This is a genomic window from Hymenobacter sp. UV11, from assembly GCF_004684095.1.
Classification (GTDB): Bacteria; Bacteroidota; Bacteroidia; order Cytophagales; family Hymenobacteraceae; genus Hymenobacter.
This window is the reverse complement of the sequence record NZ_SRII01000006.1, coordinates 51,634-76,069: the sequence shown is the minus strand read 5'-3', so window position 1 is coordinate 76,069 and position 24,436 is coordinate 51,634. Positions and strand designations below refer to the sequence as shown.

The 24,436-nt window shown below is 52.2% G+C and carries 35 protein-coding genes; 34 read left to right on the top strand and 1 reads right to left on the bottom strand.

Annotated features, from left to right (window positions below; all coding sequences use genetic code 11):
* Window positions 1-119: 119 nt before the first annotated feature.
* The 7 genes from rpoC (at window position 120) to rpsJ (ending at window position 8,855) form a co-directional block, all read left to right on the top strand.
* Window positions 120-4,475, top strand: a complete 4,356-nt coding sequence (rpoC, locus tag E4631_RS12305) for a DNA-directed RNA polymerase subunit beta' (RefSeq protein WP_133656891.1) — start codon at window positions 120-122, stop codon at window positions 4,473-4,475.
* A gap of 73 nt (window positions 4,476-4,548) precedes the next feature.
* Window positions 4,549-4,788 carry a hypothetical protein gene (locus E4631_RS12300; protein ID WP_133656892.1) on the top strand — a complete coding sequence of 80 codons (240 nt, stop codon included), beginning with the start codon at window positions 4,549-4,551 and terminating at the stop codon, window positions 4,786-4,788.
* Window positions 4,789-4,795: 7 nt separating this feature from the next.
* Window positions 4,796-5,122 carry a DUF3467 domain-containing protein gene (locus E4631_RS12295; protein WP_133656893.1) on the top strand — a complete coding sequence of 109 codons (327 nt, stop codon included), beginning with the start codon at window positions 4,796-4,798 and terminating at the stop codon, window positions 5,120-5,122.
* Between the two features lie 132 nt (window positions 5,123-5,254).
* Window positions 5,255-5,686: a 30S ribosomal protein S12 gene (gene rpsL, locus E4631_RS12290; RefSeq protein WP_068340417.1), complete on the top strand. Its 432-nt coding sequence runs from the start codon at window positions 5,255-5,257 to the stop codon at window positions 5,684-5,686.
* Window positions 5,687-5,785: 99 nt separating this feature from the next.
* Window positions 5,786-6,253, top strand: a complete 468-nt coding sequence (gene rpsG, locus E4631_RS12285) for a 30S ribosomal protein S7 (protein WP_133656894.1) — start codon at window positions 5,786-5,788, stop codon at window positions 6,251-6,253.
* Between the two features lie 110 nt (window positions 6,254-6,363).
* Window positions 6,364-8,502 carry an elongation factor G gene (fusA, locus tag E4631_RS12280; RefSeq protein ID WP_133656895.1) on the top strand — a complete coding sequence of 713 codons (2,139 nt, stop codon included), beginning with the start codon at window positions 6,364-6,366 and terminating at the stop codon, window positions 8,500-8,502.
* Window positions 8,503-8,549: 47 nt separating this feature from the next.
* Window positions 8,550-8,855, top strand: a complete 306-nt coding sequence (gene rpsJ / locus E4631_RS12275; protein WP_068340426.1) for a 30S ribosomal protein S10 — start codon at window positions 8,550-8,552, stop codon at window positions 8,853-8,855.
* A gap of 69 nt (window positions 8,856-8,924) precedes the next feature.
* Here the strand turns inward: rpsJ and E4631_RS12270 are convergent, their stop codons facing one another.
* Window positions 8,925-9,752: a glycosyltransferase gene (locus tag E4631_RS12270; RefSeq protein ID WP_133656896.1), complete on the bottom strand. Its 828-nt coding sequence runs from the start codon at window positions 9,750-9,752 to the stop codon at window positions 8,925-8,927.
* A gap of 722 nt (window positions 9,753-10,474) precedes the next feature.
* On the opposite strand from E4631_RS12270, the gene E4631_RS12265 reads away from it, so the two are divergent.
* The 27 genes from E4631_RS12265 to rpsK all read left to right on the top strand — a co-directional run bounded on the left by E4631_RS12265 (window position 10,475) and on the right by rpsK (window position 24,413).
* Entirely contained in the window at window positions 10,475-11,248 is a 774-nt protein-coding gene (locus E4631_RS12265; RefSeq protein WP_166648020.1) for an O-antigen ligase family protein, read from the top strand.
* 153 nt (window positions 11,249-11,401) lie between these two features.
* Complete coding sequence (gene rplC, locus E4631_RS12260) at window positions 11,402-12,022, top strand: 50S ribosomal protein L3 (RefSeq protein ID WP_133656898.1); 621 nt, start codon at window positions 11,402-11,404, stop codon at window positions 12,020-12,022.
* A gap of 19 nt (window positions 12,023-12,041) precedes the next feature.
* Window positions 12,042-12,689 (top strand): 50S ribosomal protein L4, encoded by a 648-nt coding sequence (gene rplD, locus E4631_RS12255; protein WP_133656899.1) that lies wholly within the window; start codon window positions 12,042-12,044, stop codon window positions 12,687-12,689.
* On the top strand, window positions 12,689-12,976 hold the full coding sequence (rplW, locus tag E4631_RS12250) for a 50S ribosomal protein L23 (RefSeq protein ID WP_133656900.1): 288 nt from the start codon (window positions 12,689-12,691) through the stop codon (window positions 12,974-12,976). Before rplD ends, rplW begins: the two co-directional genes overlap by 1 nt.
* A 33-nt stretch (window positions 12,977-13,009) precedes the next feature.
* Window positions 13,010-13,837: a 50S ribosomal protein L2 gene (gene rplB / locus E4631_RS12245; protein WP_133656901.1), complete on the top strand. Its 828-nt coding sequence runs from the start codon at window positions 13,010-13,012 to the stop codon at window positions 13,835-13,837.
* A 3-nt stretch (window positions 13,838-13,840) separates the two neighbouring features.
* Window positions 13,841-14,119, top strand: a complete 279-nt coding sequence (gene rpsS, locus E4631_RS12240) for a 30S ribosomal protein S19 (protein ID WP_068340444.1) — start codon at window positions 13,841-13,843, stop codon at window positions 14,117-14,119.
* A 1-nt stretch (window position 14,120) separates the two neighbouring features.
* Window positions 14,121-14,546 carry a 50S ribosomal protein L22 gene (rplV, locus tag E4631_RS12235; RefSeq protein ID WP_133656902.1) on the top strand — a complete coding sequence of 142 codons (426 nt, stop codon included), beginning with the start codon at window positions 14,121-14,123 and terminating at the stop codon, window positions 14,544-14,546.
* 6 nt (window positions 14,547-14,552) lie between these two features.
* Window positions 14,553-15,440: a 30S ribosomal protein S3 gene (gene rpsC, locus E4631_RS12230; protein WP_133656903.1), complete on the top strand. Its 888-nt coding sequence runs from the start codon at window positions 14,553-14,555 to the stop codon at window positions 15,438-15,440.
* Window positions 15,441-15,533: 93 nt separating this feature from the next.
* The gene (rplP, locus tag E4631_RS12225; RefSeq protein ID WP_133656904.1) at window positions 15,534-15,962 is read left to right on the top strand and encodes a 50S ribosomal protein L16; all 429 of its coding nucleotides are present in this window, start codon (window positions 15,534-15,536) and stop codon (window positions 15,960-15,962) included.
* A gap of 4 nt (window positions 15,963-15,966) precedes the next feature.
* Window positions 15,967-16,176, top strand: coding sequence for a 50S ribosomal protein L29 (gene rpmC / locus E4631_RS12220; RefSeq protein ID WP_133656905.1), 210 nt, complete (start codon window positions 15,967-15,969; stop codon window positions 16,174-16,176).
* Window positions 16,177-16,178: 2 nt separating this feature from the next.
* Window positions 16,179-16,478 carry a 30S ribosomal protein S17 gene (rpsQ, locus tag E4631_RS12215; RefSeq protein ID WP_133656906.1) on the top strand — a complete coding sequence of 100 codons (300 nt, stop codon included), beginning with the start codon at window positions 16,179-16,181 and terminating at the stop codon, window positions 16,476-16,478.
* Between the two features lie 9 nt (window positions 16,479-16,487).
* Window positions 16,488-16,856 (top strand): 50S ribosomal protein L14, encoded by a 369-nt coding sequence (gene rplN / locus E4631_RS12210; RefSeq protein ID WP_068340463.1) that lies wholly within the window; start codon window positions 16,488-16,490, stop codon window positions 16,854-16,856.
* Window positions 16,857-16,860: 4 nt separating this feature from the next.
* The gene (rplX, locus tag E4631_RS12205) at window positions 16,861-17,124 is read left to right on the top strand and encodes a 50S ribosomal protein L24 (RefSeq protein WP_133656907.1); all 264 of its coding nucleotides are present in this window, start codon (window positions 16,861-16,863) and stop codon (window positions 17,122-17,124) included.
* A gap of 12 nt (window positions 17,125-17,136) precedes the next feature.
* Entirely contained in the window at window positions 17,137-17,694 is a 558-nt protein-coding gene (rplE, locus tag E4631_RS12200) for a 50S ribosomal protein L5 (protein WP_133656908.1), read from the top strand.
* Window positions 17,694-17,963 (top strand): 30S ribosomal protein S14, encoded by a 270-nt coding sequence (rpsN, locus tag E4631_RS12195; protein ID WP_133656909.1) that lies wholly within the window; start codon window positions 17,694-17,696, stop codon window positions 17,961-17,963. The genes rplE and rpsN overlap by 1 nt, the downstream gene beginning before the upstream one ends.
* A 326-nt stretch (window positions 17,964-18,289) precedes the next feature.
* Window positions 18,290-18,688 carry a 30S ribosomal protein S8 gene (rpsH, locus tag E4631_RS12190; protein ID WP_133656910.1) on the top strand — a complete coding sequence of 133 codons (399 nt, stop codon included), beginning with the start codon at window positions 18,290-18,292 and terminating at the stop codon, window positions 18,686-18,688.
* A gap of 21 nt (window positions 18,689-18,709) precedes the next feature.
* Window positions 18,710-19,267 (top strand): 50S ribosomal protein L6, encoded by a 558-nt coding sequence (rplF, locus tag E4631_RS12185; protein WP_133656911.1) that lies wholly within the window; start codon window positions 18,710-18,712, stop codon window positions 19,265-19,267.
* 9 nt (window positions 19,268-19,276) lie between these two features.
* Window positions 19,277-19,627, top strand: a complete 351-nt coding sequence (gene rplR / locus E4631_RS12180; RefSeq protein ID WP_133656912.1) for a 50S ribosomal protein L18 — start codon at window positions 19,277-19,279, stop codon at window positions 19,625-19,627.
* A 5-nt stretch (window positions 19,628-19,632) separates the two neighbouring features.
* Complete coding sequence (gene rpsE, locus E4631_RS12175) at window positions 19,633-20,247, top strand: 30S ribosomal protein S5 (protein ID WP_133656913.1); 615 nt, start codon at window positions 19,633-19,635, stop codon at window positions 20,245-20,247.
* Between the two features lie 7 nt (window positions 20,248-20,254).
* A complete protein-coding gene (rpmD, locus tag E4631_RS12170) occupies window positions 20,255-20,434 on the top strand; it encodes a 50S ribosomal protein L30 (RefSeq protein ID WP_133656914.1) in 180 nt (59 codons plus the stop codon).
* A gap of 15 nt (window positions 20,435-20,449) precedes the next feature.
* A complete protein-coding gene (gene rplO, locus E4631_RS12165) occupies window positions 20,450-20,896 on the top strand; it encodes a 50S ribosomal protein L15 (RefSeq protein ID WP_133656915.1) in 447 nt (148 codons plus the stop codon).
* A gap of 22 nt (window positions 20,897-20,918) precedes the next feature.
* Window positions 20,919-22,235: a preprotein translocase subunit SecY gene (secY, locus tag E4631_RS12160; RefSeq protein WP_133656916.1), complete on the top strand. Its 1,317-nt coding sequence runs from the start codon at window positions 20,919-20,921 to the stop codon at window positions 22,233-22,235.
* Window positions 22,236-22,242: 7 nt separating this feature from the next.
* Window positions 22,243-23,025, top strand: a complete 783-nt coding sequence (gene map, locus E4631_RS12155) for a type I methionyl aminopeptidase (protein WP_133656917.1) — start codon at window positions 22,243-22,245, stop codon at window positions 23,023-23,025.
* 5 nt (window positions 23,026-23,030) lie between these two features.
* Window positions 23,031-23,249 carry a translation initiation factor IF-1 gene (gene infA, locus E4631_RS12150; protein ID WP_035567874.1) on the top strand — a complete coding sequence of 73 codons (219 nt, stop codon included), beginning with the start codon at window positions 23,031-23,033 and terminating at the stop codon, window positions 23,247-23,249.
* Between the two features lie 23 nt (window positions 23,250-23,272).
* Window positions 23,273-23,389 (top strand): 50S ribosomal protein L36, encoded by a 117-nt coding sequence (gene rpmJ, locus E4631_RS12145; RefSeq protein ID WP_068340511.1) that lies wholly within the window; start codon window positions 23,273-23,275, stop codon window positions 23,387-23,389.
* 114 nt (window positions 23,390-23,503) lie between these two features.
* On the top strand, window positions 23,504-23,881 hold the full coding sequence (rpsM, locus tag E4631_RS12140; protein ID WP_068343677.1) for a 30S ribosomal protein S13: 378 nt from the start codon (window positions 23,504-23,506) through the stop codon (window positions 23,879-23,881).
* Between the two features lie 139 nt (window positions 23,882-24,020).
* Window positions 24,021-24,413, top strand: coding sequence for a 30S ribosomal protein S11 (rpsK, locus tag E4631_RS12135; protein WP_133656975.1), 393 nt, complete (start codon window positions 24,021-24,023; stop codon window positions 24,411-24,413).
* Window positions 24,414-24,436: the final 23 nt, after the last annotated feature.

Here is a 24,436-nt window from a genome sequence, read left to right as displayed (position 1 = left end):
CGGAAATCTACTATGCGGCGTATCTGTCCGACCCGTAGAGCACTTTTCGTAGCGTCGAACTGTTGGAAGAAGTTCTAACAGCTTAAAGCCAAACAGCTAACAGCTAAAAACCAACCTAAATGGCTTTCGCAAAAAACAAGAAGTTAGTACAGGACTTCTCGAAGGTTACTATCTCGCTGGCCTCGCCTGAAGCAATTCTGGAGCGTAGCACGGGTGAAGTAGTAAAGCCCGAAACGATTAACTACCGCACATACAAGCCCGAGATGGGTGGCCTATTCTGCGAGCGGATTTTCGGGCCGGTGAAGGACTGGGAATGCCATTGCGGCAAATACAAGCGCATCCGCTACAAGGGCATTATCTGCGACCGTTGCGGCGTAGAGGTAACCGAGAAGAAGGTACGTCGTGAGCGCATGGGTCACATCGAACTGGTAGTGCCCGTAGCGCACATCTGGTATTTCAAGAGCCTGCCAAACAAAATCGGTTACCTGCTGGGCTTGCCCACCAAGAAGCTCGACCAGATTATTTACTACGAGCGCTACGTAGTGGTGCAGCCGGGCGTACAAGCCGAAGAAGGTGTGCAGCAACTCGACTTCCTCACGGAAGACGAGTATCTGGACATCATCGACAAGCTGCCCCGCGAGAACCAGATGCTGCCCAACGAGGACCCGCAGAAGTTCATCGCTAAGATGGGCGCTGACGCGCTGCAAATGTTGTTGGAGCGCATTAACCTTGATGAGTTGAGCTATTCGCTCCGTGACTCGGCTGCGCACGAAACTTCGCAACAGCGTAAGGCTGAGGCACTGAAACGTCTGCGCGTAGTGGAAGCGTTCCGTGATGCCGCTACCCGCGTGGAGAACCGCCCCGAGTGGATGGTAATCCGCATGGTGCCGGTTATTCCGCCGGAGCTGCGTCCGCTCGTGCCGTTGGATGGTGGCCGTTTCGCTACCTCCGACTTGAACGACTTGTATCGTCGCGTTATCATCCGTAACAACCGCCTCAAGCGCCTGATTGAAATCAAAGCGCCGGAAGTGATTCTGCGGAACGAGAAGCGCATGTTGCAAGAGGCCGTCGATTCGCTCTTCGACAACTCGCGTAAGGTGAATGCCGTGCGTGCCGAAGGCAACCGCGCCCTGAAGTCGCTGTCCGATATGCTGAAAGGCAAGCAGGGCCGCTTCCGTCAGAACCTGCTTGGTAAGCGTGTTGATTATTCGGGCCGTTCGGTAATCGTTGTGGGTCCGGAGTTGAAGCTGCACGAGTGCGGCCTGCCTAAGAACATGGCCGCCGAGCTGTTCAAGCCGTTCATTATCCGCAAGCTCATTGAGCGCGGCATTGTGAAGACGGTGAAGTCGGCTAAGAAAATCGTGGACCGTAAGGATGCCGTGGTGTGGGATATTCTGGAGAATGTGCTTAAAGGCCACCCAGTACTCCTCAACCGAGCCCCTACCCTCCACCGTTTGGGTATCCAGGCTTTCCAGCCGCGCCTCATTGAGGGCAAGGCTATCCAACTGCACCCGCTCGTTTGTACGGCCTTCAACGCTGACTTTGACGGTGACCAGATGGCTGTGCACGTGCCCCTCGGGCCGGCCGCTATCCTGGAAGCTTCGATGCTCATGCTTGCGTCGCACAATATCCTGAACCCCGCCAACGGCGCGCCCATCGCGGTACCGTCGCAGGACATGGTTCTGGGCTTGTACTACGTAACTAAGGGTAAGCGTTCGACGCCGGAGGAGAAAATTCAGGGCGAAGGCCGCATCTTCTATTCTGACGAAGAAGTAGTTATTGCCCTCAATGAAAAGCAGCTGTCGAAGCACGCCTATATCAAGGTGCGCACGATGGTTCGCGATGAAAACGATGACCTCGTTCAGAAAACCATCGAAACCGTTGCCGGTCGCGTGCTCTTCAACCAGCTCGTACCCGCCGAAGTAGGTTTTGTAGATGAATTGCTGACGAAGAAAAAGCTGCAGCAAATCATCTCGATGGTGTTCAAGCGCACTGGCATGGCCCGGACGGCGCAGTTCTTGGATGACATCAAGACCCTCGGCTTCCAGTCGGCCTACAAAGGCGGCTTAAGTATGGGTCTGGGCGATATCCAGATTCCGAAGGAGAAGGACATTCTCATCAAGCAGGCGCAGGCCGACGTAGCTGCCGTAATGCAGAACTACCAGATGGGTCTGATTACGAATAACGAGCGCTACAACCAGGTAATTGATATCTGGACGCGTATCAACTCGCAGATTACGGAGACGCTCATGGGTCGCCTGGAGAAGGAGAACCAAGGCTTCAACTCCATCTACATGATGATGCACTCGGGCGCTCGTGGCTCGCGGGAGCAGATTCGCCAGCTCGGCGGTATGCGCGGTCTGATGGCCAAGCCCCAGAAGTCGCTGCAAGGCTCGGTAGGTGAGATTATCGAGAACCCGATTCTGTCGAACTTCAAAGAAGGCCTCGACGTAATCGAGTACTTTATCTCGACTCACGGTGCTCGTAAAGGTCTGGCTGACACGGCTATGAAAACGGCTGATGCCGGTTACCTGACCCGTCGTCTGGTAGACGTATCGCAGGACGTTATCGTGAACGAGCCGGATTGCGGCACGCTACGCGGTACCGAAACCTTCGCGTTGAAGGACAACGAAGACATCGTGGAGCCATTGGCTGAGCGTATCCTCGGCCGCACGGCGGTACATGATATCATCGACCCGCTGACTGAAGAGTTGATTTTGGCGAGCGGTGAGCAGATTACGGAGGAAATCACCCGTCGCATCGATGCTACCAGCATCGAGTCGGTAGAGATTCGCTCGGTACTGACTTGCGAAAGCAAGCGCGGCATCTGCGGCAAGTGCTACGGCCGTAACCTGGCCACTGGCCGGATGGTGCAGAAAGGTGAGGCCGTTGGTGTCATCGCTGCCCAGTCGATTGGTGAGCCCGGCACGCAGCTGACGCTCCGTACGTTCCACGTAGGTGGTACGGCTTCGAACATTGCTGTTGAAGCTAACATTCGCGCCAAGTTTGCGGGTATCGTCGAGTTTGAAGATATCCGTACCGTAGCCGGTGTAAATTCCGAAGGTGCCGAAACCAACGTGGTGATGGGTCGCTCGGGCGAAGTTCGGATTGTGGAGAAAGGCACTGGTAAAGTGTTTATTTCCAACCACGTTCCGTACGGCTCGTTCTTGATGGCTAAAGAAGGTCAGGAAGTAGAGAAAGGCCAAGAGCTTGTTAACTGGGACCCGTACAACGCCGTTATTCTGGCCGAGTTCGACGGTACTATCCAGTATGACGCACTTACTGAAGGCATTACCTACCGTGAGGAGACCGACGAACAGACGGGCTTCCGCGAGAAGGTAATCGTTGAATCGAAAGACAAGGCGCAGAATCCTTCGGTGATGTTGCACCCGGCTAAAGGTGCCGATGCCGATTCGGCTAGGTCGTACAGCATGCCGGTAGGCGCTCACTTGAACGTCGAGAACGGCGTGAAGGTGAAGGCCGGCCACATCCTAGCCAAGATTCCGCGTGCCGTGGGTAAAACCCGCGACATTACGGGTGGTCTGCCCCGCGTAGTAGAACTGTTCGAAGCTCGTAACCCGTCGAACCCGGCCGTTGTGTCGGAAATTGATGGGGTAGTAACTTACGGTTCGGTGAAGCGTGGTAACCGCGAAATCTTCGTGGAGTCGAAAGACGGTGTGAAGCGGAAGTACATGGTGCCGCTGTCGAAGTTTATCCTCGTACAGGACAACGACTTCGTACGGGCTGGCTCACCGCTCTCCGATGGGGCTATCACCCCGAGTGATATCCTGAATATTCAGGGTCCTAGCTCGGTGCAGCAGTACCTCGTGAATGAGATTCAGGAAGTGTACCGCTTGCAAGGTGTGAAAATCAACGACAAGCACATTGAAGTTATCGTCCGCCAGATGATGCAGAAAGTGCTTGTAATGGACGCCGGCGACACCAGCTTCCTCGAAAACCAGCTTGTGGATAAGGTGCTGCTGATGGAAGAGAACGACATCGTTATCGACATGAAAGTCGTAACCGATGCCGGCGATTCTTCGGAGTTCCGCCCTGGCCAGATTATCTCTTCCCGCAAGCTGCGTGACGAGAACTCGTCACTCCGCCGCCGCGACCTCAAACTCGCAGAAGTACGTGATGCTAACCCTGCCGTATCGCGTCCTACCCTCCAGGGTATTACGCAGGCTTCGTTGGGTACGGCTTCGTTCATCTCGGCCGCTTCCTTCCAGGAAACGACCAAGGTGTTGAGCGAGGCTGCCATCCGTGGCAAAGCCGACGAACTGCTCGGTCTGAAGGAGAACGTAATCGTTGGTCACCTCATCCCGGCCGGTACTGGCTTGCGCGAGTATCAGGGCATCGAGGTATCTTCGAAAGAGGAATACGCTACCCGCCAGGCTGCTCAGGCTGCCGAGCAGGCCGTGATTCCCACCAAGCGTCCTTCACGCGCCAAGCGTGAGACGACCGTGCAGGAATAACGAATAGTGTAGGTTTATAAGCAAAAACCCCGGCTAGCGCGAGTTAGTCGGGGTTTTTTGTTCCTTTCTCGGTATGAAGAAGACTTACTACTTTATTCTCATTGCCAGTGGAAGCTGGCTGATGCTCTATCAAATTATTGTCTGGATTCTTTATGCCGCTACTAAAAGCGTTAGTCGAGAGAACGCAGACCCTAGCGAACTGGAGTATCTGAATTACCTTGTTTCTCTTTTAACCACCTTAGTATCACTATTCACTGTTTTTACAAGTGCAAAGCAATTGAAGCTTTTAAACAAATCTGCAAAAGCAAAATAGTTAGACCATGCAACCATCCCAACCCCAAAATCCCGACCCGAACGCCCTCAATATTGAGCTAAGCGAAGCTATTGCTGAAGGTGAGTACGCCAACCTAGCCCTGATTGCGCATAGCAGCAGTGAGTTTGTTGTTGACTTTATCCGCATGATGCCCGGCGCTCCCAAAGCCAAGGTGAAGGCGCGAATTATCCTTACCCCCGAGCACGCCAAGCGCCTGCTGTCGGCACTAGAGGAAAACATTCAGCGCTTTGAGCAGAGCTATGGTCCCATCAAACTGCATCAGGAAACGCCGGCCTACCCCATAAATTTCGGTGGAGCAGTAGGGGAGGCGTAGGCAAGTCGTAGTAGAAGCGTTAGCGCACGGAAAATTAAGTTTTTCAGTGAGTTTGCTATTGCCAAACTATTTTCTTACCTTTGCAGGCCTGAAAATTTGGGAGCAAACGGCTCTCGTTCAACCAATCGCTAAATGCCAACCATCAACCAACTAGTACGGAAAGGTCGGGAAGCTTTGACTACTAAGTCGAAGTCGCCTGCTCTTGATTCGTGCCCGCAGCGTCGGGGCGTATGCACTCGCGTGTATACCACCACGCCTAAGAAGCCGAACTCGGCTATGCGCAAAGTGGCCCGTGTGCGCCTTACCAACGGTAAGGAAGTAAACGCATACATTCCCGGTGAAGGCCACAACCTCCAGGAGCACAGCATCGTGCTCATTCGCGGAGGCCGGGTAAAAGACTTGCCAGGTGTTCGTTACCACATCATTCGTGGTGCGCTCGACACGGCAGGCGTAAGCGGCCGCTTGCAGCGTCGCTCGAAGTACGGCGCTAAGCGTCCAAAGCCGGGCCAGCCTGCAGCAGCGGCCGGCAAAGGTGGCAAAGGCGCACCTGCTAAGAAGAAGTAATTTATTAGTTGTCAGTTGCTAGGTGAGAAGGGGGTAGGGAAGCTCAGCACCCCTACCCCCCTCCCGGCTAGCAGCTAACAACTGACAACTATATAAACCATGCGCAAGTCAAAACCGAAAAAGCGTATTCTCCTGCCGGACCCCAAGTTCAAGGAGACGCTCGTAACCCGCTTCGTCAACTACATGATGTATGACGGGAAGAAAAACCTGGCCTACACCATTTTCTACGATGCCGTAGAGCAAGTGGAAACCCGCACCAAGGAAAGCGGCCTCGAAATGTGGCGCAAAGCGTTGAACAATGTAATGCCGACTGTAGAGGTAAAAAGCCGCCGCGTAGGTGGTGCTACCTTCCAGGTGCCGATTGAAGTGCGTGCCGACCGCCGCATTGCTGTTGGCTCGAAGTGGCTGATTCAGTACGCTCGTCGCCGTGGTGAGAAAACCATGAAGGACAAGTTGGCCGGCGAAATCATTGCTGCTGCCAAAGGTGAAGGTGCTGCCGTTAAGAAAAAGGACGACACCCACCGCATGGCTGAAGCCAACAAGGCTTTCTCGCACTTCCGTTTCTAATACATCGGGCGTTTAGCGGGTTGATGAGTTCAGATTGAATGTTTAGCCAGTTTTGGTTGTCTTCTCTCCTGAACTCATCAATCCGCTAACGCGCTAATTAACCCACCGTAATGGCAGTCAACAAAGAGCTACAATACCTGCGCAATATTGGCATCATGGCCCACATTGACGCGGGCAAGACGACCACTTCGGAGCGCATTCTGTACTACACCGGCAAAACCCACAAAATTGGGGAGGTGCACGACGGAGCTGCTACGATGGACTGGATGGAGCAGGAGCAGGAGCGTGGTATCACTATCACGTCGGCCGCTACGACCACCTTCTGGAACTACCCCACTGATGCGCAGGGCAACTCGATTCCCGACACGCACCAGTACAAAATCAACCTCATTGATACCCCCGGTCACGTTGACTTCACGGTAGAGGTAGAGCGCTCATTGCGCGTGTTGGACGGTGCCGTGGCGCTGTTCTGCGCCGTATCGGGTGTAGAGCCGCAGTCGGAGACTGTGTGGCGCCAGGCTGACAAGTACAGCGTGCCCCGTATCTGCTTCGTCAATAAGATGGACCGTGCTGGCGCTGACTTCTTTAAGGCCGTAGCCGAAATTAAGGACAAGCTCGGTGCTAACCCCGTGCCGCTGCAAATCCCAATTGGCGCTGAAGACACGTTCAAAGGCGTAGTTGACCTGCTCACTGGCAAAGCCATTGTGTGGGACGACGCTACCGAAGGCAAATCGTACAACGAAGTTCCGGTTCCCGAAGACCTCGTGGACACAGTAGCCGAGTGGCGCGAGAAGCTTATCGAGAGCGTAGCCGACTACGACGACACCTTGATGGAGAAATTCTTCGAGGACCCGGAGAGCATTACCCGCGAAGAAATGATGGTCGTTATTCGCAAAGCGGTAATCGACATGAAGTTCTCGCCCGTATTGTGCGGCTCGGCCTTCAAAAATAAGGGTGTACAGACGATGCTGGATGCCGTAATGGCTTACCTGCCGTCGCCTCTCGACATGCCCGCCATCATCGGTACCAACCCCGACAACGGCGAAGAAATCGAGCGTCACCCCGACAACACGGAGCCTTTCACTGCCTTGGCGTTCAAGATTGCTACCGACCCCTACGTGGGCCGTCTATGCTTCTTCCGCTGCTATTCGGGCGTGTTGAATGGTGGTTCGTACGTACTGAACAACCGCACTGGCAAGAAGGAGCGTATTTCGCGCCTCATGCAGATGCACTCCAACAAGCAGAACCAAATCGACAGCATTCAGGCTGGTGATATTGCGGCTGGTGTTGGTTTCAAAGATATCAAAACGGGTGACACGCTCACCGATGAGAAGAACCCGCTGGTTCTCGAGTCGATGTCGTTCCCTGAGCCGGTAATCGGCTACGCCATTGAGCCTAAGACGCAGGCCGACGTTGACAAAATGGGTATGGCTATTGCCAAGCTCATCGAGGAAGACCCAACCCTGCGTGTGAACACCGACGAAGAGACTGGCCAGACCGTATTGCGCGGTATGGGTGAGCTCCACTTGGAAATCATCATCGACCGGATGCGTCGTGAATTCAAAGTTGAAATCAACCAAGGTGCCCCGCAGGTAGCATACAAGGAGATTTTGACCAAGAAAGTCGACCACCGCGAGACGTATAAGAAGCAGACCGGTGGCCGCGGTAAATTCGGCGACATCGTATTCGAACTCGGCCCGAAAGAGACCGAACCCGAAAAGCCTGGCTTCGAGTTCGACAACGCTATCGTGGGTGGTGTTATCCCCCGCGAATTCATCCAGCCCATTCAGAAGGGCTTCGAAGAGGCTATGCGTCAGGGTCCCCTGGCTGGCTTCCCGATTGAAGGCATGAAGGTGCGTCTGTACCACGGCTCTTTCCACGACGTTGACTCGGACGCCCTGTCGTTCGAACTCGCCGCCCGTGGTGGTTTCCGCGAAGCAGCCCGCAAGGCTGGTCCGAAACTGCTCGAGCCCATTATGAACGTGGAGGTTGTTTGCCCCGACGAGTACACCGGCCCGGTAACGGGTGACCTAAACCGTCGCCGTGGCTTGATGAAGGGCATGGACACCAAGGGTGGTGCTCAGATTATCAAAGCCGACGTACCCCTGTCGGAGTTGTTCGGCTACGTAACCGACCTGCGCACGCTGTCGTCGGGCCGTGCCTCGGCTTCGCTTACCTTCTCGCATTACGAGGTGGTACCGCAAAACATGGCAGATGCCATCATCGCCAAAATCAAAGGCGGTAAATAGTTTCCTATCAGCTTGTCACACCCTGAGGCAATCGGCCTCTAAAAATCATGAACCAAAAAATCAGAATCAAGCTGAAAAGCTACGACCACAACTTGGTCGATAAATCGGCCGAGAAAATCGTGAAAGCGGTTAAAGCGACCGGTGCTATTGTAAGTGGTCCCATTCCGTTGCCTACGGAAAAGGAGAAGTACACCGTACTGCGCTCGCCTCACGTGAACAAGAAGAGCCGGGAGCAATTCCAGCTTTGCACGTACAAGCGCTTGGTTGACATTTTCTCGACCAGCAGCAAGACGGTAGATGCGCTGATGAAGCTGGAATTGCCCAGCGGCGTTGACGTTGAAATCAAAGTCTGAGCTTGAGATTTGACTACTAAAAAGCCCCGTCAGCATTTGTTGACGGGGCTTTTTAGTAGTCAAATTTTTTTATGCGGTCTTTACTAAACCATAGGGTGTAAAAGCAATCTTGTCGCGCACCACTTGCTCATAAAGTGCCTTGCTCACTTCAGGGCGGGGTAGGAGCTTGTGGAAGCAATGGTACGCAACAGCAATATTGAGCACCGGAATGATGTTGATTCCTTGCAGTCGAAGACGAAACTCTACATCGGAGTCCTCGCCAAAAGTTGGAGCGGTATAACGCTCATCAAAGCCATTGATGGCTTGCAAGTCTGCCTTCATAACCGAAAAATTGGCACCTAGCAAGCCGCGTTCCTTACGGTTGAAATAGCTCCGCAGCAGGGTGGTAGTAACGTATAAACCATTCATGAAATGAAAGGTGCGGCGCGTTAGGAAGTCTGCCAACTGCCCTGCTATGGTAATAGGGTTCTGTAAAATACCTTGGCGCACTTTGGTAGGGGTAAGCTGGCGGGTGAGGCGGTCAGAAATATCGATGCGGCGCCCTGCCAAGCACCGGCCATCGCCACCAAGCGTTAGATGCTCGGCTACAAATGCCGGGTGAGGAATGCAGTCGCCATCGAGAAAAATAAGCTGCGCTCCTAGCGCCAAGCTGATGGAGCTATTCAGAATTTGATTCTTGCGGAAGCCATCATCAGCGTGCCAGTTGTGTCGAATCTGCAGGGGAGAGGCCTGGCATACTTGGCGTAGCTGGGCTACGAATTGCTTATGCGAGCCATCATCTGAGATAATGACTTCAAAGCGCTGTTCGGTTTGCATTTCTAAGCCAGCCAGAACAAGCTGCAAAAAATCAAACCTATTGTATACAGAAATAATGATAGATGCCTTGAGCGTAGCCATAAGTAAAAGTAGCCCCTACGGTTTGGAATAGCGGGTTTTAGGAGGGGTAGGGCGCTGCTTCATTAATTGGATATCCTTCTCTGCAACTAGTCCTCCTTAACAATATGCTTGGTACTACCTTTGTGCGTACCCCAATTGGCTTGGCCATCGCAGCTTTTATATTCTTTTACCCTAGCCTCACTACGCGGGAAGCCGCCAGAATTTCCTATATGTGGAGTCTTTTTTCCGAAGTACGGGTGCGGCAAGCTGGTGTGTTCTGGAGTGCACTTACCATCGTCGGACTGTTCGGAGCCACGTGCATACGCGTGTTGCCAGGCATTTGTATGGCAGGCCTCTTCGTAACGGGGGTAGGCTACGCTATTAGTCACAGGCGAATTGCGCAACGGAAGACTTGGCCTGACCTGCTCAGCTTTGTGCTCATTTACTTGGTGCATGCGGTGAGTGGCTTACTGTAAGTGAATGTGCACAACCCGGAACTGCAAAAGGACCTGTTACTTCAATTGCCATTTGTGCTGTTGCCAGTCGCCTTTGTTTTATTAACCGATTAGCAACCAAAGCGTAAATGACTACTGTGGCTATTGCTGATTGGCTGTTGCCTCCTGGCAGCCTTAGGCGCCACTATCAACTATTCGCTTCACGCCACCAAAATAACCAAACTCTACCTGCAGTCGAAGGTGATGCTAACTAAACCTGACCATATCCGGTTCAGCTTACTAGTGAGTATGGCAGTATTATCGGGGGTAGTAATGGTATTTAGCAATAAGCTAGCACCCAAGATGCGGCAGGTTGTTATTGGGGCTGCCGTGCTACTATTCTTATTTAAGCACTTGCTGGCCGTGCGTAGCGGAATAGTTACTATGTATGCAGCAGGACTGCTTTGGCTAGGGTGGCTGGGATGGCAAATGGGCCGCTGGCGTTTAGCATTCGCCGGGGCTGCCCTTGTAGCTGCGCTAGGAATTGCTTGCGTGCTTTTCTTCCCTACCCTCCAGAATAAAATTATCAATACGCGCACCGACACCGAGCAGTTAGACTCTGCGCAAGCAGCTAATAATTTTTCCGTAACGGCACGCGTGTACTCCTATCAAGTAGCTTGGATAACTGTGCGCGAACACCCAATACTTAGCGTAAGTAAGGTAAAGCTGCAAGAGGCAATGGCTCAGCAGTATAGCTACCGTTTTCCGGAAATTAATCCTGACCGCTACGTACTGCCTCACAACCAATTTATCTATAATCTAGCTGCATACGGAGTTATCGGGTTGCTGCTATTTACGCTGGGGTTTTACTACCCTCTCCTAGCAGCTATTCGCCAGCGAAATATCTTGCTCATGATTATTTATTTGATTGTATCTATTTCGTTCGTAGTCGAGTACACCTTGGAAAGCAATATTGAGGTTATCGTAGGGCTCTTCTTTATTTTATTAGCCTCAACTCCTACATGCACTGAAGAGGGCAGTGAAGCGAGAGAATTACTGACACCACAGGCACAACTTGCTTGAAGCTTTGCGAGGATTCAGAATACCTAACAGCTTGAGAGGAAATTATTTTCTCGCTCGACTTGGTTTTTCTCAGCAAAAATTCCTACCTTTGCACTCCCTTAGCGAAAAGGCCACTCGGGCCTTTTCTTTTTGTGTCATTTAATATCCACTCGAATGCCTGGCATCATCGGTAAAAAAATCGGTATGACAAGCCTCTTCACTCCGGACGGGAAAAATATTCCCTGCACGCTCATCGAAGCGGGTCCGTGCGTAGTGACGCAGGTTAAAACTGTCGAAACTGACGGCTACAACGCCATCCAGCTCGGCTACGGCGAGAAAAAAGCCAAGAATACCACTAAGGCCTTGGCTGGCCACTTCGCTAAAGCCAGCACCACGCCTAAGAAGCGCTTGGTAGAATTCCGTACGGAAGATATCGCCGCTTACGCGTTAGGTAGTACGGTTGAAACCTCGTTCTTCGAAGAAGGCGAGTTTGTTGACGTAGTTGGTACCTCAAAGGGTAAAGGTTTCCAAGGTGTTGTAAAGCGCTACAATTTCCAGGGCGTTGGTGGCCAAACCCACGGCCAGCACAACCGCCTGCGTCACCCCGGTTCAATCGGTGCTTGCTCGTGGCCTTCGCGTGTGTTCAAAGGAATGCGCATGGGTGGCCGTATGGGTACCGACCGCGTTAAGATTCAAAACCTGAAGGTGATGCGCATCGTGGCTGACAAGAACCTGATTTTGGTAAGTGGCTCAGTGCCAGGTGCCAAGAACGGCTACGTGGTTCTGGAGAAATAACCTGCAAAGCTTACTAGAGATGGAACTGTCCGTATTCAATAGCAAAGGCGAAGACACTGGCCGTAAGGTTACGTTGTCTGACGCCGTGTTTGGCCACGAGCCGAACGAGCACGTCATGTACCTCGACGTGAAGCAGTACCTGGCCAACCAGCGCCAGGGTACGCACAAATCGAAGGAGCGCGCCGAAATCGCCCGTACCACCAAGAAACTGAAGAAGCAAAAAGGCACCGGTGGTGCCCGTGCTGGTTCGATGAAGTCAGGTGTGTTTGTAGGTGGTGGCCGCATGTTTGGTCCGCGTCCGCGTGACTATAGCTTCAAGCTCAACAAGAAGACCAAGCGCGTTGCCCGTCTGTCGGCCCTTTCGGTGCTGGCCCGCGATGGCAAAGTTGCGCTGGTTGAAAACCTTGCTTTCAGTGCCCCCCGCACGAAAGACTTCATAGCTGTCCTTGATGGCCTGAAGCTCAACAATGGTCGCAAGACCTTGTACGTAGCTGGCGAGGCTGCCGATAAGAACATGCTTCTCAGCGCTCGCAACGTGCAGAAAGTAAAGATTTCAACTGCCGTAGGCCTCAACACCCACGACCTGTTGAACACCGACACGCTGCTCATCAGCGAGGACGGCCTGCGTTCGCTGGAGCAATTGTACACTACTAACTCCGCCGAATAATGAGCACGCTAAAACGCCCCATTATCACCGAAAAGGCTACTAGCCTGACCGAAAAAGGCCGCTATGTGTTCGAGGTAGAGCGCACGGCCAATAAGGTGCAGATTAAAAAAGACATCGAGCAGCTTTATGGCGTAACCGTGACCGGTATTAATACAATGCGCACGATTGGCAAAATAAAGTCGAAGGCTACCAAAGGTGGCCAGGTTTCGGGTCGTCGCGCCCACGGCAAAAAAGCCGTCGTGACCCTGAAGGACGGTGACATCATCGATTTCTACGGCAATATCTAATTGCCTTCGCCGCAAAAGCCCAACTAGCTAGTAATGGCACTTAAAAAACTCAGACCAACCACGCCAGGCCAACGCTTCCGCGTGGCCCCAGCCTTCGACGAACTAACGACGTCGACGCCGGAGAAGTCGTTGCTGACCTCACTCAAAAAGAGCGGCGGTCGTAACTCTTCGGGTAAAATGTCGAACCGCTACATCGGCGGTGGACATAAGACCCAATATCGTATCGTTGACTTCAAGCGTGACAAAGCCGGTGTTCCGGCCACGGTGAAGACTATCGAGTACGACCCTAACCGCACCGCTCGTATTGCCTTGCTGCACTACGCCGACGGCGAGAAGCGCTACATCATCGCCCCTGCGGGCCTGAACGTAGATACCGTTATCGTATCGGGCCCCGGTGTCGCTCCTGAAGTTGGCAATGCGTTGCCGCTCCGCGAGATGCCCCTCGGTACTATTGTTCACAACATCGAGTTGCAGCCCGGTCAGGGTGCCGCTATCGCTCGCTCGGCTGGCACCTACGCCCAGCTTGTAGCTCGTGAGGAGCGTTACGCTACCCTCAAGCTGCCCTCCGGCGAGATGCGCATGGTACTCGTTACCTGCACCGCCACGGTTGGTACGGTATCAAACGGTGACCACATGAACGTTGTGATGGGCAAAGCCGGTCGTAACCGTTGGGCTGGTCGTCGCCCCCGCGTTCGTGGTGTAGCCATGAACCCTGTTGACCACCCAATGGGTGGTGGTGAAGGTAAATCGTCGGGTGGTCACCCACGTAGCCGTAACGGCATCTTCGCTAAGGGTCAGAAGACCCGCAACAAGAACAAGTATTCTGAGAACCTGATTGTCAGCCGCAAAGGCAAGAAGTAATATATGGCACGTTCACTCAAAAAAGGGCCGTACATTGACTTCCGGCTCGAGAAGAAGGTAGAAGCGCTGGAAAGCGCTGGCAAGAAGTCGGTGGTAAAGACTTGGTCGCGCCGCTCGATGATTTCGCCTGACTTCGTAGGTCACACCTTCGCAGTCCACAACGGGAACAAGTTCATCCCGGTCTATGTAACTGAAAACATGGTCGGCCACAAGCTCGGCGAGTTTGCGCCTACGCGCAACTTCCGTGGTCACGTCGCCAAAAAAGATAAAGGCAAGCGTTAAGATGGAAGCAGTAGCCAAACTCCGTAACGTGCCTACCTCGCCGCGCAAGATGCGCCTGGTAGCCAATTTGGTTCGCGGTAAGCGCGTAACCCAGGCCCTCGGTCTGCTCCGCTTCGAGGCTAACTCGGGCGCTGAGCGCGTTGAGAAGCTGCTTTTGTCGGCACTAGCCAACTGGCAGCAGAAGAACCCCGAAGAGCGCATTGAAGACGCCAACCTTTGTGTAACCGAGATTTCGGTAGACGAAGGACGTCAGTTGAAGCGCCTGCGCCCCGCCCCCCAAGGCCGTGGTCACCGCATCCGCAAGCGCTCGAACCACATCACGCTGACGGTTGGTCCGCAGCGTGAGTCGCAGATGTCAAAGAAAGAGCTCAACGCTCTGACTCGCCTTGCAGCTGCTACCCCCACTGAAACCCCCGCCAACGCTTAATTTATCATGGGACAGAAAGTAAATCCCGTTGGTTTCCGACTCGGCGTTATTAAAGGCTGGGACTCAAACTGGTACGGCGGCAAGGATTTTGCCGACAAACTCGTTGAAGACGAGAAAATTCGCAAGTACATCAACGCCCGTATTCAAAAGGGTGGTATCTCGCGCATCGTTATCGAGCGCACCCTGAAGCGGATTACCATCACCATCAACACGGCTCGTCCGGGTGTGGTAATCGGTAAAGGCGGTCAGGAGGTAGATAAGATTAAGGACGAACTCAAGGAAATTACCAAGAAGGACGTTCAAATCAACATCTTCGAGATTAAGCGCCCTGAGCTGGACGCTCGCCTAGTAGGCGAGAGCATTGCTCAGCAGCTGGCCGCTCGTATCTCATTCCGTCGTGCAATGAAGATGTCTATCCAGGCTGCTATGCGGGCTGGTGCTGAAGGCATCAAGATTCAGTGCGGTGGCCGTTTGGGTGGTGCAGAAATTGCCCGTTCGGAGCAGTATAAAGAAGGTCGTACTCCGCTACACACGTTGCGCGCAGACATCGACTACGCGTTGTCAGAAGCCCAAACGGTTTATGGCAAAATCGGCATCAAAGTATGGGTAATGCGTGGTGAGGTATTCGGTAAGCCCGACCTCTCGCCAAACCAAGTGCCTGCTGGTCAGCAGGGTGGTGATGACCGTGGTGGCCGTGGTGGCGACCGTGGCCCGCGCCGCGATGGTGACCGCAATGACCGTGGTCCGCGTCGCGATGGCGACCGTGGCCCGCGCCGTGATGGCGCAGCCGGTGGCCCCCGTGGTGGTCAAGGCGGTGGCCCCCGTGGTGGTCAAGGTGGCGGCCCCGCTGGCGGTGGCAACCGCGGCGGCCAAGGTGGCGGTCCCCGTCGCTAGGTTATAATAAACTAGTCTGAACCGTACCCTGAATCATTTTATTCAGGGTACGGTTCACTGCTAATATTTTTCAAGTTTTCTTTTTTTACTCAAATGTTACAACCGAAAAGGACCAAGTATCGCAAGATGCAAAAGGGTCGCGTAACAGGCTTAGCCTACCGCGGCAGCTCCATAGACTTCGGTTCGTTCGCGCTTAAGTCACTGGAAATCTCTTGGATTACGGCTCGCCAGATTGAGGCTGCCCGTATTGCCATGACCCGTGCCATGAAACGCGAAGGGCAAGTATGGATTCGCATTTTCCCAGATAAGCCAATTACCAAGAAGCCTGCTGAAGTGCGGATGGGTAAGGGTAAAGGTTCGCCCGAGTATTGGGTAGCCTGCGTGAAGCCTGGCCAAATTATGTTTGAATCGGATGGCGTGAGCCTCGAAACCGCAAAAGAGTCGCTGCGTCTGGCCGCTCAAAAGCTGCCGGTTCGTACCTCTTTTGTAGTTCGTCGCGACTACGTAGATAACGTTGCTTAATCCGATGAAAAACGAAGAAATTCGCGCCCTGTCGGTCGACGACCTGCGCACCCAGCTTAAAACCGAGCAAACCAACGGCCAGCAGATGCGCTTCGCGCACGCTATCAGCCCGCTCGAAAATCCCGGTCGCTTGAAGGCCAACCGCAAAACCGTTGCTCGCCTGCAAACGGAAGTTTCGCGTCGGAACAATGAGCAGGCTTCTAACAAAGCTTAGTAATGGAACCGACTCAAGAAAACCTGTTGCCGGCTCACGACAACGCTTCGGACCGCAACATGCGCAAGGAGATCGTGGGCAAGGTGACCAGCAGCAAGATGGATAAGTCCATCACGGTTGCGGTAGTTGCAAAACACCAGCACCCGATTTACGGTAAGTTCGTGAGCAAGACCACCAAGTTCCACGCCCACGACGAGAAAAACGAGTGCGGCGAAGGTGACCTGGTGCGTATCATGAGCACCCGCCCCTTGAGCAAGACCAAGCGCTGGCGCTTGGTTGAAATTGTTGAACGTGCTAAATAATCCTGAACGATGATACAGCAAGAATCCCGCCTCACGGTAGCCGACAATAGCGGTGCCAAGGAAGTGCTCTGCATCCGCGTACTGGGTGGCACGGGCAAGAAGTATGCTACGGTTGGTGATAAAATCGTGGTAGCTATCAAGTCGGCTATTCCCTCGGGCAATGCCAAGAAAGGTACTGTTAGCAAGGCTGTTATCGTGCGCGTGAAGAAAGAAATCCGTCGTAAAGATGGTTCTTACATCCGCTTCGACGACAACGCGGCTGTACTGCTCAACAACAACGACGAGCCTCGCGGCACGCGCATCTTCGGGCCAGTGGCCCGCGAGTTGCGCGAGAAGCAGTTCATGAAAATAGTATCGCTGGCCCCCGAAGTAATTTAAATCAATGGCAACCAAAGCAAAAGCCCCGGCCGTGCAACTGCACGTAAAATCCGGCGACCTCGTGAAGGTTATTGCCGGCGACGAGCGCGGCAAAACCGGCACTATAAAATCGGTGAACCGCTCTACGCAGCGCGTCATCGTTGAAGGCCTCAATCTGGTAACGAAGCACAACAAGCCGAGTGCGAAGAACCCCCAGGGTGGCATCACTAAAATCGAGAGCCCCATGCACGTGTCAAACGTGAAGAAGGTTGATTCGGCCAACGCTTAATTCGTTACGATAATGGCTCGACTTAAAGATAAATATCAGAAAGAAGTAGTACCCGCGCTCCAGGAGAAATTCCAGTTTAAGAGCATCATGCAGGTACCGCGCATCACCAAAATCTGCATCAACCGAGGCATCGGTGCCGCTGTTGCTGACAAGAAATTGGTTGACAATGGCGTAGAAGAGTTGACAACCATCACTGGTCAAAAGGCTGTTCCAACTATTGCTAAGCGTTCGGTTTCGAACTTCAAACTCCGGGAAGGTATGCCCATCGGTGCGCGCGTTACGTTGCGCGGCGAGCGGATGTACGAATTCCTGGACCGTCTCTTGACGGTAGCCCTACCCCGCGTGCGGGATTTCAAAGGCATTAACGACAAGGGCTTCGACGGTCGGGGTAATTATACCCTCGGTGTAAAGGAGCAGATTATCTTCCCCGAGATTTCGATTGATAAAATCAAAGGCATCTCTGGTATGGACATCACCTTTGTAACGACTGCCGAAAATGATGAGCAGAGCTACGAACTGCTTCGTGCTTTCGGTATGCCCTTCGCCAACGCTAAAAAGGAAGCTGAATAATGGCTAAAGAATCCATCAAAGCCCGGGCTCGCAAGCGAATTGCCCTGGTAGCCCGCTACGCCGAGAAGCGTAAGGCTCTAAAAGATGCCGGTGACTATGCTGGTCTCGACAAGTTACCCCGCAACGCGTCGCCCGTGCGCCTGCACAACCGCGACATGATTGACGGCCGCCCTCGCGGTTACATGCGCAAGTTTGGTATCAGCCGTGTTCGCTTCCGCGAAATGGCGTTGGCAGGCAAGATTCCTGGCGTGACTAAGTCGAGCTGGTAGTTTGTTAAGCTGCTAGAAATGATTCCCAAGTTAAGGTTTTCTAACCTTGACTTGGGAATTTTTTTGGTTTAAATAAGGGGGTAGAGAATAAAAATTGATTACCTACTTGCATAAGTGCCAGATTTACTGCTACCTTTGCACCCCGAAAAAGCTTAAGCATACTGTGGGTTCGCCCACTCATTTGGCAGGTTGCCGAAAGAAACCATGGACCGCGCCCCGACAGCCGAGTTCAGTAGTCTTAACCGAAATTTCGTTGTACGGCAGTAGCTAGTGCGTCGAAATTTTCTTATCTTTGCGGTCCCAAAACTAGGGCCTACTTAAACTAAATGAATACTGACCCGATTGCCGATTACCTTACCCGGTTGCGCAACGCTATTAAGGCGAACCACCGGGTAGTGGAAATCCCGGCCAGCAACATCAAAAAGGAAATTACGAAGGTGCTCTACCATAAGGGCTACATTCAGAGCTACCGTTTTGATGACGCTTCGGCCCAAGGCGTAATTAAAATCGCCTTGAAGTATAACCCTACTACCAAAGCGCCGGCTATCACTAGCCTGCAGCGCATTAGCACACCCGGTCTGCGTCAGTACCGTGCCGCTGATAACCTGCCTCGCGTACTGAGTGGCTTGGGTGTAGCTATCCTGTCAACCTCGAAAGGGGTAATGACCGAAAAGGAGGCTAAAAATGAGAACGTGGGCGGCGAGGTGCTGTGCTACGTGTACTAACCGATAAGCCCTAGCATCTATATGTCCCGCATTGGTAAACTGCCGATTGCACTGCCCGCCGGCGTGCAGGTATCGGTTGACAACGAGAACACCGTAACGGTGAAAGGCCCGAAAGGGACCTTGACTCAAGCTGTAGACCGCGATATCGCGGTAGCTATGGAAGACGGCAACGTAGTGGTGACACGCCCTACTGAGCAGAAACGCCACAAAGCCATGCATGGCCTGTATCGCTCGCTAATCAATAACATGATTGTTGGTGTCAATACTGGCTATGAGCATAAACTTGAGTTGGTAGGTGTAGGCTACAAAGCCATCCTATCAGGTAAGTCGTTGGAGTTGTCGCTTGGCTACTCGCACAACGTGTACTTGGCCATGCCTCCCGAGGTATCGGCTACTGCCGTTACCGAAAAAGGTAAAAACCCCATTGTAACCCTGACTAGCATTGATAAGCAACTTATCGGTCAGGTAGCCGCCAAAATCCGCTCGTTACGGAAAGTAGAGCCCTACAAAGGCAAAGGTGTGCGCTTTGTGGGTGAGATTGTTCGTCGTAAAGCCGGCAAGACTGCCGCTAAAAAGTAATCTAGTATCATGGCTTTCGATAAAGCATCTCGCCGGAAGCGCATTCAGCGCATCATCCGCACGAAAGTGTCCGGTACGTCGGAGCGCCCGCGCCTGTCGGTGTTCCGCTCCAACACGGGCATTTACGCCCAGATTATTGACGACACGGCTGGCCGCACGCTGGCTGCTGCTTCGTCGAAAAAGGTAACGGCCGAGGGTGGCAATGGTGTGGCTTTGGCTGCTGCTGTTGGCCGCGAAATCGCCGCTAAAGCACAAGAGGCCGGTATCACGAAAGTGGTATTCGACCGCTCGGGCTACCTCTATCACGGCCGTATTAAATCACTAGCTGAAGGAGCCCGCGAAGGCGGCCTCAATTTCTAAGCATCATGGCAGAGTACAACAACAACAACCGTGGTGGCGCTCCTGGTGGAAACGACCGCGGTGGCAACAACCGGGGTGGTAACGACCGTCGCGGCAACGACCGCGGTGGCCGCGGCAACGATAGCTCAGTACAGGGTGACTCGGATTTTAAGGAAAAAGTAGTAGCTATCAACCGCGTAGCCAAAGTGGTGAAAGGTGGTCGGCGCTTCAGCTTCTCAGCTATCGTAGTGGTAGGTGATGGCAAGGGTAACGTGGGCTACGGCTTGGGCAAAGCCAACGAAGTAACCGATGCTATTGCTAAGGGTATTGACGACGCTCGTAAGAACGTGGTGAAAGTACCCCTCTACAAGCATACGGTTCCCCATGTGATGGAAGGTCGCTACGGTGGAGGTTTTGTATTGGTACAGCCTGCTGCAGCTGGTACGGGCGTAATCGCTGGCGGTGCTATGCGTGCCGTGTTCGAATCAGCCGGTATCAAAGATGTACTAGCTAAGTCGAAAGGTTCTTCGAACCCGCACAACGTAGTAAAGGCTACCTTTGCCGCTCTTGCTAAAATGCGTGACCCGATGCAAATTGCTCAGGCTCGCGGTATTTCTCTCGCTCGCGTTTTTAACGGTTAATTTGACCATGCCACAGATTCAAGTAAAGCTCGTGCGCAGTGCCATTGACCGCCCCGAGCGTCAGAAGCGCACCGTAAAGGCCCTCGGCCTGAATAAGATGAACAGCATTGCTACTCACGAAGCTAATCCCAGCATTTTGGGCATGGTAGCTTCGGTGAAGCACTTGCTGGAAGTAACCGAACTGTAAGCGTTTATCTCAGTCATGAATCTTTCTAATCTCAAACCTGCCGCTGGCGCAACGCGCAATAACAAGCGTCTTGGCCGTGGTGAAGGCTCAGGTGGTGGTGGTACTGCTACCCGTGGCCACAAGGGTGCCAAATCGCGCTCAGGCTATTCGCGCAAATCAGGCTTCGAAGGTGGTCAGATGCCATTACAGCGTCGTGTACCTAAGTTTGGCTTCACGAACATTAACCGTGTCGAGTATAAGGGCATCAACTTGGATGTAATTCAAGGTCTGCTCGAAAAAGGCACTGTTACTGCAATGGACCTGAGCTACTTTGTGCAAGCTGGTCTAGTGTCAAAAAGCGCTAAAATCAAGATTCTGGGTCGTGGTGAAATAACTACGGCATTGGAAGTACACGCCCACGCTTTTTCAAAGTCAGCCATTGAGGCTATTGAAAAAGCCGGTGGTAAAGCAGTTACGCTATAACTTATATTGTTAGCCTGTAGCAATGAATAAGTTTATCAACACGATAAAAAATATTTTTGCGATTGAGGATTTGCGTACGCGAATCCTCAATACGCTATTTTTCATTGCTATCTACCGCCTAGGTTGCTATGTGGTACTTCCTGGTGTTGACCCTACCCGTCTAAAAGCAGGTAGCGGTGGCGTATTCGGTATTTTAGATACGTTACTTGGAGGGGCATTTAGTCACGCGTCTATTTTCGCATTGGGCATCATGCCCTATATCTCAGCTTCTATTGTATTGCAGCTACTCACCATTGCTGTACCATACTTTCAAAAGCTTCAGAAGGAAGGCGAGTCAGGTCGTAAAAAAATTAACCAATATACCCGCGTTCTCACAATTCCAATTGTGATGGCACAGTCTGTTGGTTTCTTGGCTACTATCAATGCGGAAGCCATTGTTACTCCAGGTACCTTCTTTACCATTTCGACTATGCTCATTATTACAGCAGGAACGCTGTTTTGCATGTGGCTAGGTGAAAAAATTACTGATAAAGGTATAGGAAACGGTATCTCGATGATTATAATGATTGGTATTGTTTCGCGTCTGCCTGGTGCCCTTATTGGCGAAGCAGCAGCGAAGGGTATTAACAAGTCATTGATTTTCCTGCTGGAATTGGTTGTTCTCTTTCTAGTGGTAATGGCGGTTATCGTGCTCACACAGGCGGTGCGTCGTATTCCGGTGCAGTATGCCAAGCAGGTAGGAGGCACTACGCAATTGGATGCTCAACGGCAATTTATTCCATTGAAAGTCAATGCTGCTGGTGTAATGCCTATCATTTTTGCACAGTCATTGATGTTTGTGCCAAGTATTGCTGCTTCGGCTTGGGATAAGAATAGTGATTTAGCAGCTACCATTGCTGCTTATTTCTCACCAGAGCATTGGGTCTATAATACCGTGTTTGCTTTGTTGATTGTAATCTTCACTTATTTCTACACTGCTATTAGTGTTAATCCTAACCAGATTGCGGATGACTTAAAACGTAGTGGTGGTTTTGTGCCTGGTGTAAAGCCAGGTCGTGATACCTCAGAATTTATTGATGATATTCTAACTCGTGTTACCCTACCGGGTGCAGTTGCCTTGGCGCTGATTGCTATATTCCCAACTCTAGCTTTGTTATTGGGAGTAACTCGGCCATTGTCGTTGTTTTATGGAGGGACGTCGCTTATTATCATGGTGGGTGTGGTATTAGATACACTTAACCAGATAGAAAGCTACTTACTGATGCGTCATTACGACGGCATGATGAAATCGGGTAAACTACGTGGTCGGGCTACTGAGCCGATAGCGTTAGCCTCGTAAGTTATCTATGGCAACTGGTGTCATTCAGTTTAAAACTGAAGAAGAAATTGAGTTAATGCGCGCTGCTGGGCAACTATTAGCGCGTGCCCACGGTGAAGTTGCCGCGCTGGTGCGTGAAGGAGCTACAACACGGCAGCTTGACCGTCGTGCTGAAGAATTCATTCGAGATAACGGCGCTACCCCCTCTTTTAAAGGATACAACAACTTCCCTTATAGTCTGTGCTTGAGTCCAAATTCAGTGGTGGTTCATGGCTTTGCCACCGATGAACCGTTAAAAGGCGGAGACATTTTATCTGTAGACTGTGGAGTTTTCCTTAATGGCTATCACGCAGACAGCGCTTACACTTACCCAATCGGGGAGGTATCGCCTGAAGTACGGCAGTTGCTAAAGGAAACTGAAGCTTCACTGTATAAAGGTATTGAGCAGGCTATAAGCGGTAATCGCGTTGGTGACATCAGCTTTGCCATTCAGAACCATGTAGCACCGAAAGGCTACGGTGTGGTGCGTGAATTGGTAGGGCATGGGGTAGGAGCCAAGCTACATGAGAAACCCGAAGTGCCAAACTATGGTAAGCGGGGCTCGGGGCCACTCTTGCAAACCGGTATGACGCTCGCCATCGAGCCAATGGTAACCCTTGGCAAGAAAGACGTGGTACAGGAAAAGGATGGCTGGACCATTCGAACTCGCGATAAAAAGCCAGCTGCGCACTTTGAGCACACAGTTGTTGTTAGGAAAGACAAGGCAGAAATTCTGACCTCGTTTTCATACATAGAAAAAGCATTGCAGTAGCCCTTATGGCAAAACAAGCCTCCATCGAGCAGGACGGTACCATCCTCGAAGCCCTGTCCAACGCCATGTTCCGCGTGGAATTGGAAAACGGGCATCAGTTGATTGCCCATATCTCGGGTAAGATGCGGATGCACTACATCAAGATTCTGCCCGGCGACAAGGTTAAACTCGAAATGTCGCCCTACGACTTGTCAAAGGGTCGCATCAAGTATCGTTACAAGTAAATTTTTTCGTTCTTTTCAAGGTCATGAAAGTAAAAACCTCGGTGAAGAAACGTAGCGTTGATTGCAAAATCATCCGTCGCAACGGCAAGCTCTACGTTATCAACAAGAAGAACCCCCGCTTCAAGCAGCGTCAGGGCTAAATCAATTTTCAGAATCCCGGAGCCTTGGGTACTGGCTGGTTAGAGCATTTGTTCAGCCGGTCGCCTTCCAAGCCGCTGCCGGGCTTTCTGGTCCGCAAACATCTCACAACCACTATGGCTCGTATCGCAGGGGTAGACATCCCGGACAACAAGCGCGGCGAAATCGCCCTGACTTACATTTTCGGCATTGGCCGGAGTAACTCGGTTAAAATTCTTACCAAAGCTGGCATTGATGTCAACAAAAAGGTAAAGGATTGGACCGAAGCTGAAGCTGGCGAGGTGCGTAGCATCATCGCTTCTGAGCACAAGACCGAGGGTGCGCTTCGCTCGGAAGTGCAGCTTAACATCAAGCGCCTGATGGACATTGGCTGCTACCGTGGCCTGCGTCACCGTAAAGGCCTACCAGTTCGTGGTCAGCGTACCAAGAACAACTCACGTACTCGTAAGGGTAAGCGTAAGACGGTAGCCGGTAAGAAGAAAGCAACGAAATAAATTGTAGCGGCAATCGACTTTTGATTTAACAGTTATCAATTACTATTTAATAAGTGCTCAATTTAAAGAGCTTGTTAAATAGTAATTGATAACTGTTAAATCAAAAATCAACACCTGCCGCGTTTTTAGCGATAACCAAATGGCACAAAAAAGAAAAGACAAAGCCAAAAAGCGGCTTGTCATAGTGGAGCAGGTGGGCCAAGTCCACATCCGTGCTTCCTTCAACAATATCATCATCTCGGTTACCAACTCCAACGGCCAGGTTATTTCTTGGGCTTCGGCTGGTAAAATGGGTTTCCGGGGTTCGAAGAAAAATACACCTTATGCTGCGCAAATGGCAGCTACTGACTGCGGTAAGGTAGCCCATGATTTGGGTATGCGCAAAGCAGAGATATTCGTGAAAGGTCCAGGTGCGGGCCGTGAGTCGGCTATTCGCGCACTGGGTAACGTGGGCATTGAAGTGACGACCATTCGCGATGTGACGCCGCTGCCGCACAACGGCTGCCGCCCTCCTAAGCGCCGTCGCGTTTGATTTTCCAATTCTGTTAGCAACAT

What these genes read in the sequence shown, in the direction of transcription:
- rpsQ (WP_133656906.1), top strand. Translation starts at nt 16,179, where the DNA reads ATGGAACCGACTCAAGAAAACCTGTTGCCGGCTCACGACAACGCTTCG.
- rpsH (WP_133656910.1), top strand. Translation starts at nt 18,290, where the DNA reads ATGAATACTGACCCGATTGCCGATTACCTTACCCGGTTGCGCAACGCT.
- rpsK (WP_133656975.1), top strand. Translation starts at nt 24,021, where the DNA reads ATGGCACAAAAAAGAAAAGACAAAGCCAAAAAGCGGCTTGTCATAGTG.
- E4631_RS12265 (WP_166648020.1), top strand. Translation starts at nt 10,475, where the DNA reads ATGGCAGTATTATCGGGGGTAGTAATGGTATTTAGCAATAAGCTAGCA.
- rplX (WP_133656907.1), top strand. Translation starts at nt 16,861, where the DNA reads ATGGCAACCAAAGCAAAAGCCCCGGCCGTGCAACTGCACGTAAAATCC.
- rpsE (WP_133656913.1), top strand. Translation starts at nt 19,633, where the DNA reads ATGGCAGAGTACAACAACAACAACCGTGGTGGCGCTCCTGGTGGAAAC.
- rplO (WP_133656915.1), top strand. Translation starts at nt 20,450, where the DNA reads ATGAATCTTTCTAATCTCAAACCTGCCGCTGGCGCAACGCGCAATAAC.
- E4631_RS12300 (WP_133656892.1), top strand. Translation starts at nt 4,549, where the DNA reads ATGAAGAAGACTTACTACTTTATTCTCATTGCCAGTGGAAGCTGGCTG.
- rpsG (WP_133656894.1), top strand. Translation starts at nt 5,786, where the DNA reads ATGCGCAAGTCAAAACCGAAAAAGCGTATTCTCCTGCCGGACCCCAAG.
- fusA (WP_133656895.1), top strand. Translation starts at nt 6,364, where the DNA reads ATGGCAGTCAACAAAGAGCTACAATACCTGCGCAATATTGGCATCATG.
- rplC (WP_133656898.1), top strand. Translation starts at nt 11,402, where the DNA reads ATGCCTGGCATCATCGGTAAAAAAATCGGTATGACAAGCCTCTTCACT.
- rpsC (WP_133656903.1), top strand. Translation starts at nt 14,553, where the DNA reads ATGGGACAGAAAGTAAATCCCGTTGGTTTCCGACTCGGCGTTATTAAA.
- rpsM (WP_068343677.1), top strand. Translation starts at nt 23,504, where the DNA reads ATGGCTCGTATCGCAGGGGTAGACATCCCGGACAACAAGCGCGGCGAA.
- rpsL (WP_068340417.1), top strand. Translation starts at nt 5,255, where the DNA reads ATGCCAACCATCAACCAACTAGTACGGAAAGGTCGGGAAGCTTTGACT.
- rplW (WP_133656900.1), top strand. Translation starts at nt 12,689, where the DNA reads ATGAGCACGCTAAAACGCCCCATTATCACCGAAAAGGCTACTAGCCTG.
- rpmD (WP_133656914.1), top strand. Translation starts at nt 20,255, where the DNA reads ATGCCACAGATTCAAGTAAAGCTCGTGCGCAGTGCCATTGACCGCCCC.
- rplV (WP_133656902.1), top strand. Translation starts at nt 14,121, where the DNA reads ATGGAAGCAGTAGCCAAACTCCGTAACGTGCCTACCTCGCCGCGCAAG.
- rpmJ (WP_068340511.1), top strand. Translation starts at nt 23,273, where the DNA reads ATGAAAGTAAAAACCTCGGTGAAGAAACGTAGCGTTGATTGCAAAATC.
- rpsJ (WP_068340426.1), top strand. Translation starts at nt 8,550, where the DNA reads ATGAACCAAAAAATCAGAATCAAGCTGAAAAGCTACGACCACAACTTG.
- secY (WP_133656916.1), top strand. Translation starts at nt 20,919, where the DNA reads ATGAATAAGTTTATCAACACGATAAAAAATATTTTTGCGATTGAGGAT.
- rpmC (WP_133656905.1), top strand. Translation starts at nt 15,967, where the DNA reads ATGAAAAACGAAGAAATTCGCGCCCTGTCGGTCGACGACCTGCGCACC.
- E4631_RS12270 (WP_133656896.1), bottom strand. Translation starts at nt 9,752, where the DNA reads ATGGCTACGCTCAAGGCATCTATCATTATTTCTGTATACAATAGGTTT.
- rplR (WP_133656912.1), top strand. Translation starts at nt 19,277, where the DNA reads ATGGCTTTCGATAAAGCATCTCGCCGGAAGCGCATTCAGCGCATCATC.
- rpsN (WP_133656909.1), top strand. Translation starts at nt 17,694, where the DNA reads ATGGCTAAAGAATCCATCAAAGCCCGGGCTCGCAAGCGAATTGCCCTG.
- map (WP_133656917.1), top strand. Translation starts at nt 22,243, where the DNA reads ATGGCAACTGGTGTCATTCAGTTTAAAACTGAAGAAGAAATTGAGTTA.
- rplD (WP_133656899.1), top strand. Translation starts at nt 12,042, where the DNA reads ATGGAACTGTCCGTATTCAATAGCAAAGGCGAAGACACTGGCCGTAAG.
- infA (WP_035567874.1), top strand. Translation starts at nt 23,031, where the DNA reads ATGGCAAAACAAGCCTCCATCGAGCAGGACGGTACCATCCTCGAAGCC.
- rplN (WP_068340463.1), top strand. Translation starts at nt 16,488, where the DNA reads ATGATACAGCAAGAATCCCGCCTCACGGTAGCCGACAATAGCGGTGCC.
- E4631_RS12295 (WP_133656893.1), top strand. Translation starts at nt 4,796, where the DNA reads ATGCAACCATCCCAACCCCAAAATCCCGACCCGAACGCCCTCAATATT.
- rplP (WP_133656904.1), top strand. Translation starts at nt 15,534, where the DNA reads ATGTTACAACCGAAAAGGACCAAGTATCGCAAGATGCAAAAGGGTCGC.
- rplE (WP_133656908.1), top strand. Translation starts at nt 17,137, where the DNA reads ATGGCTCGACTTAAAGATAAATATCAGAAAGAAGTAGTACCCGCGCTC.
- rpsS (WP_068340444.1), top strand. Translation starts at nt 13,841, where the DNA reads ATGGCACGTTCACTCAAAAAAGGGCCGTACATTGACTTCCGGCTCGAG.
- rpoC (WP_133656891.1), top strand. Translation starts at nt 120, where the DNA reads ATGGCTTTCGCAAAAAACAAGAAGTTAGTACAGGACTTCTCGAAGGTT.
- rplB (WP_133656901.1), top strand. Translation starts at nt 13,010, where the DNA reads ATGGCACTTAAAAAACTCAGACCAACCACGCCAGGCCAACGCTTCCGC.
- rplF (WP_133656911.1), top strand. Translation starts at nt 18,710, where the DNA reads ATGTCCCGCATTGGTAAACTGCCGATTGCACTGCCCGCCGGCGTGCAG.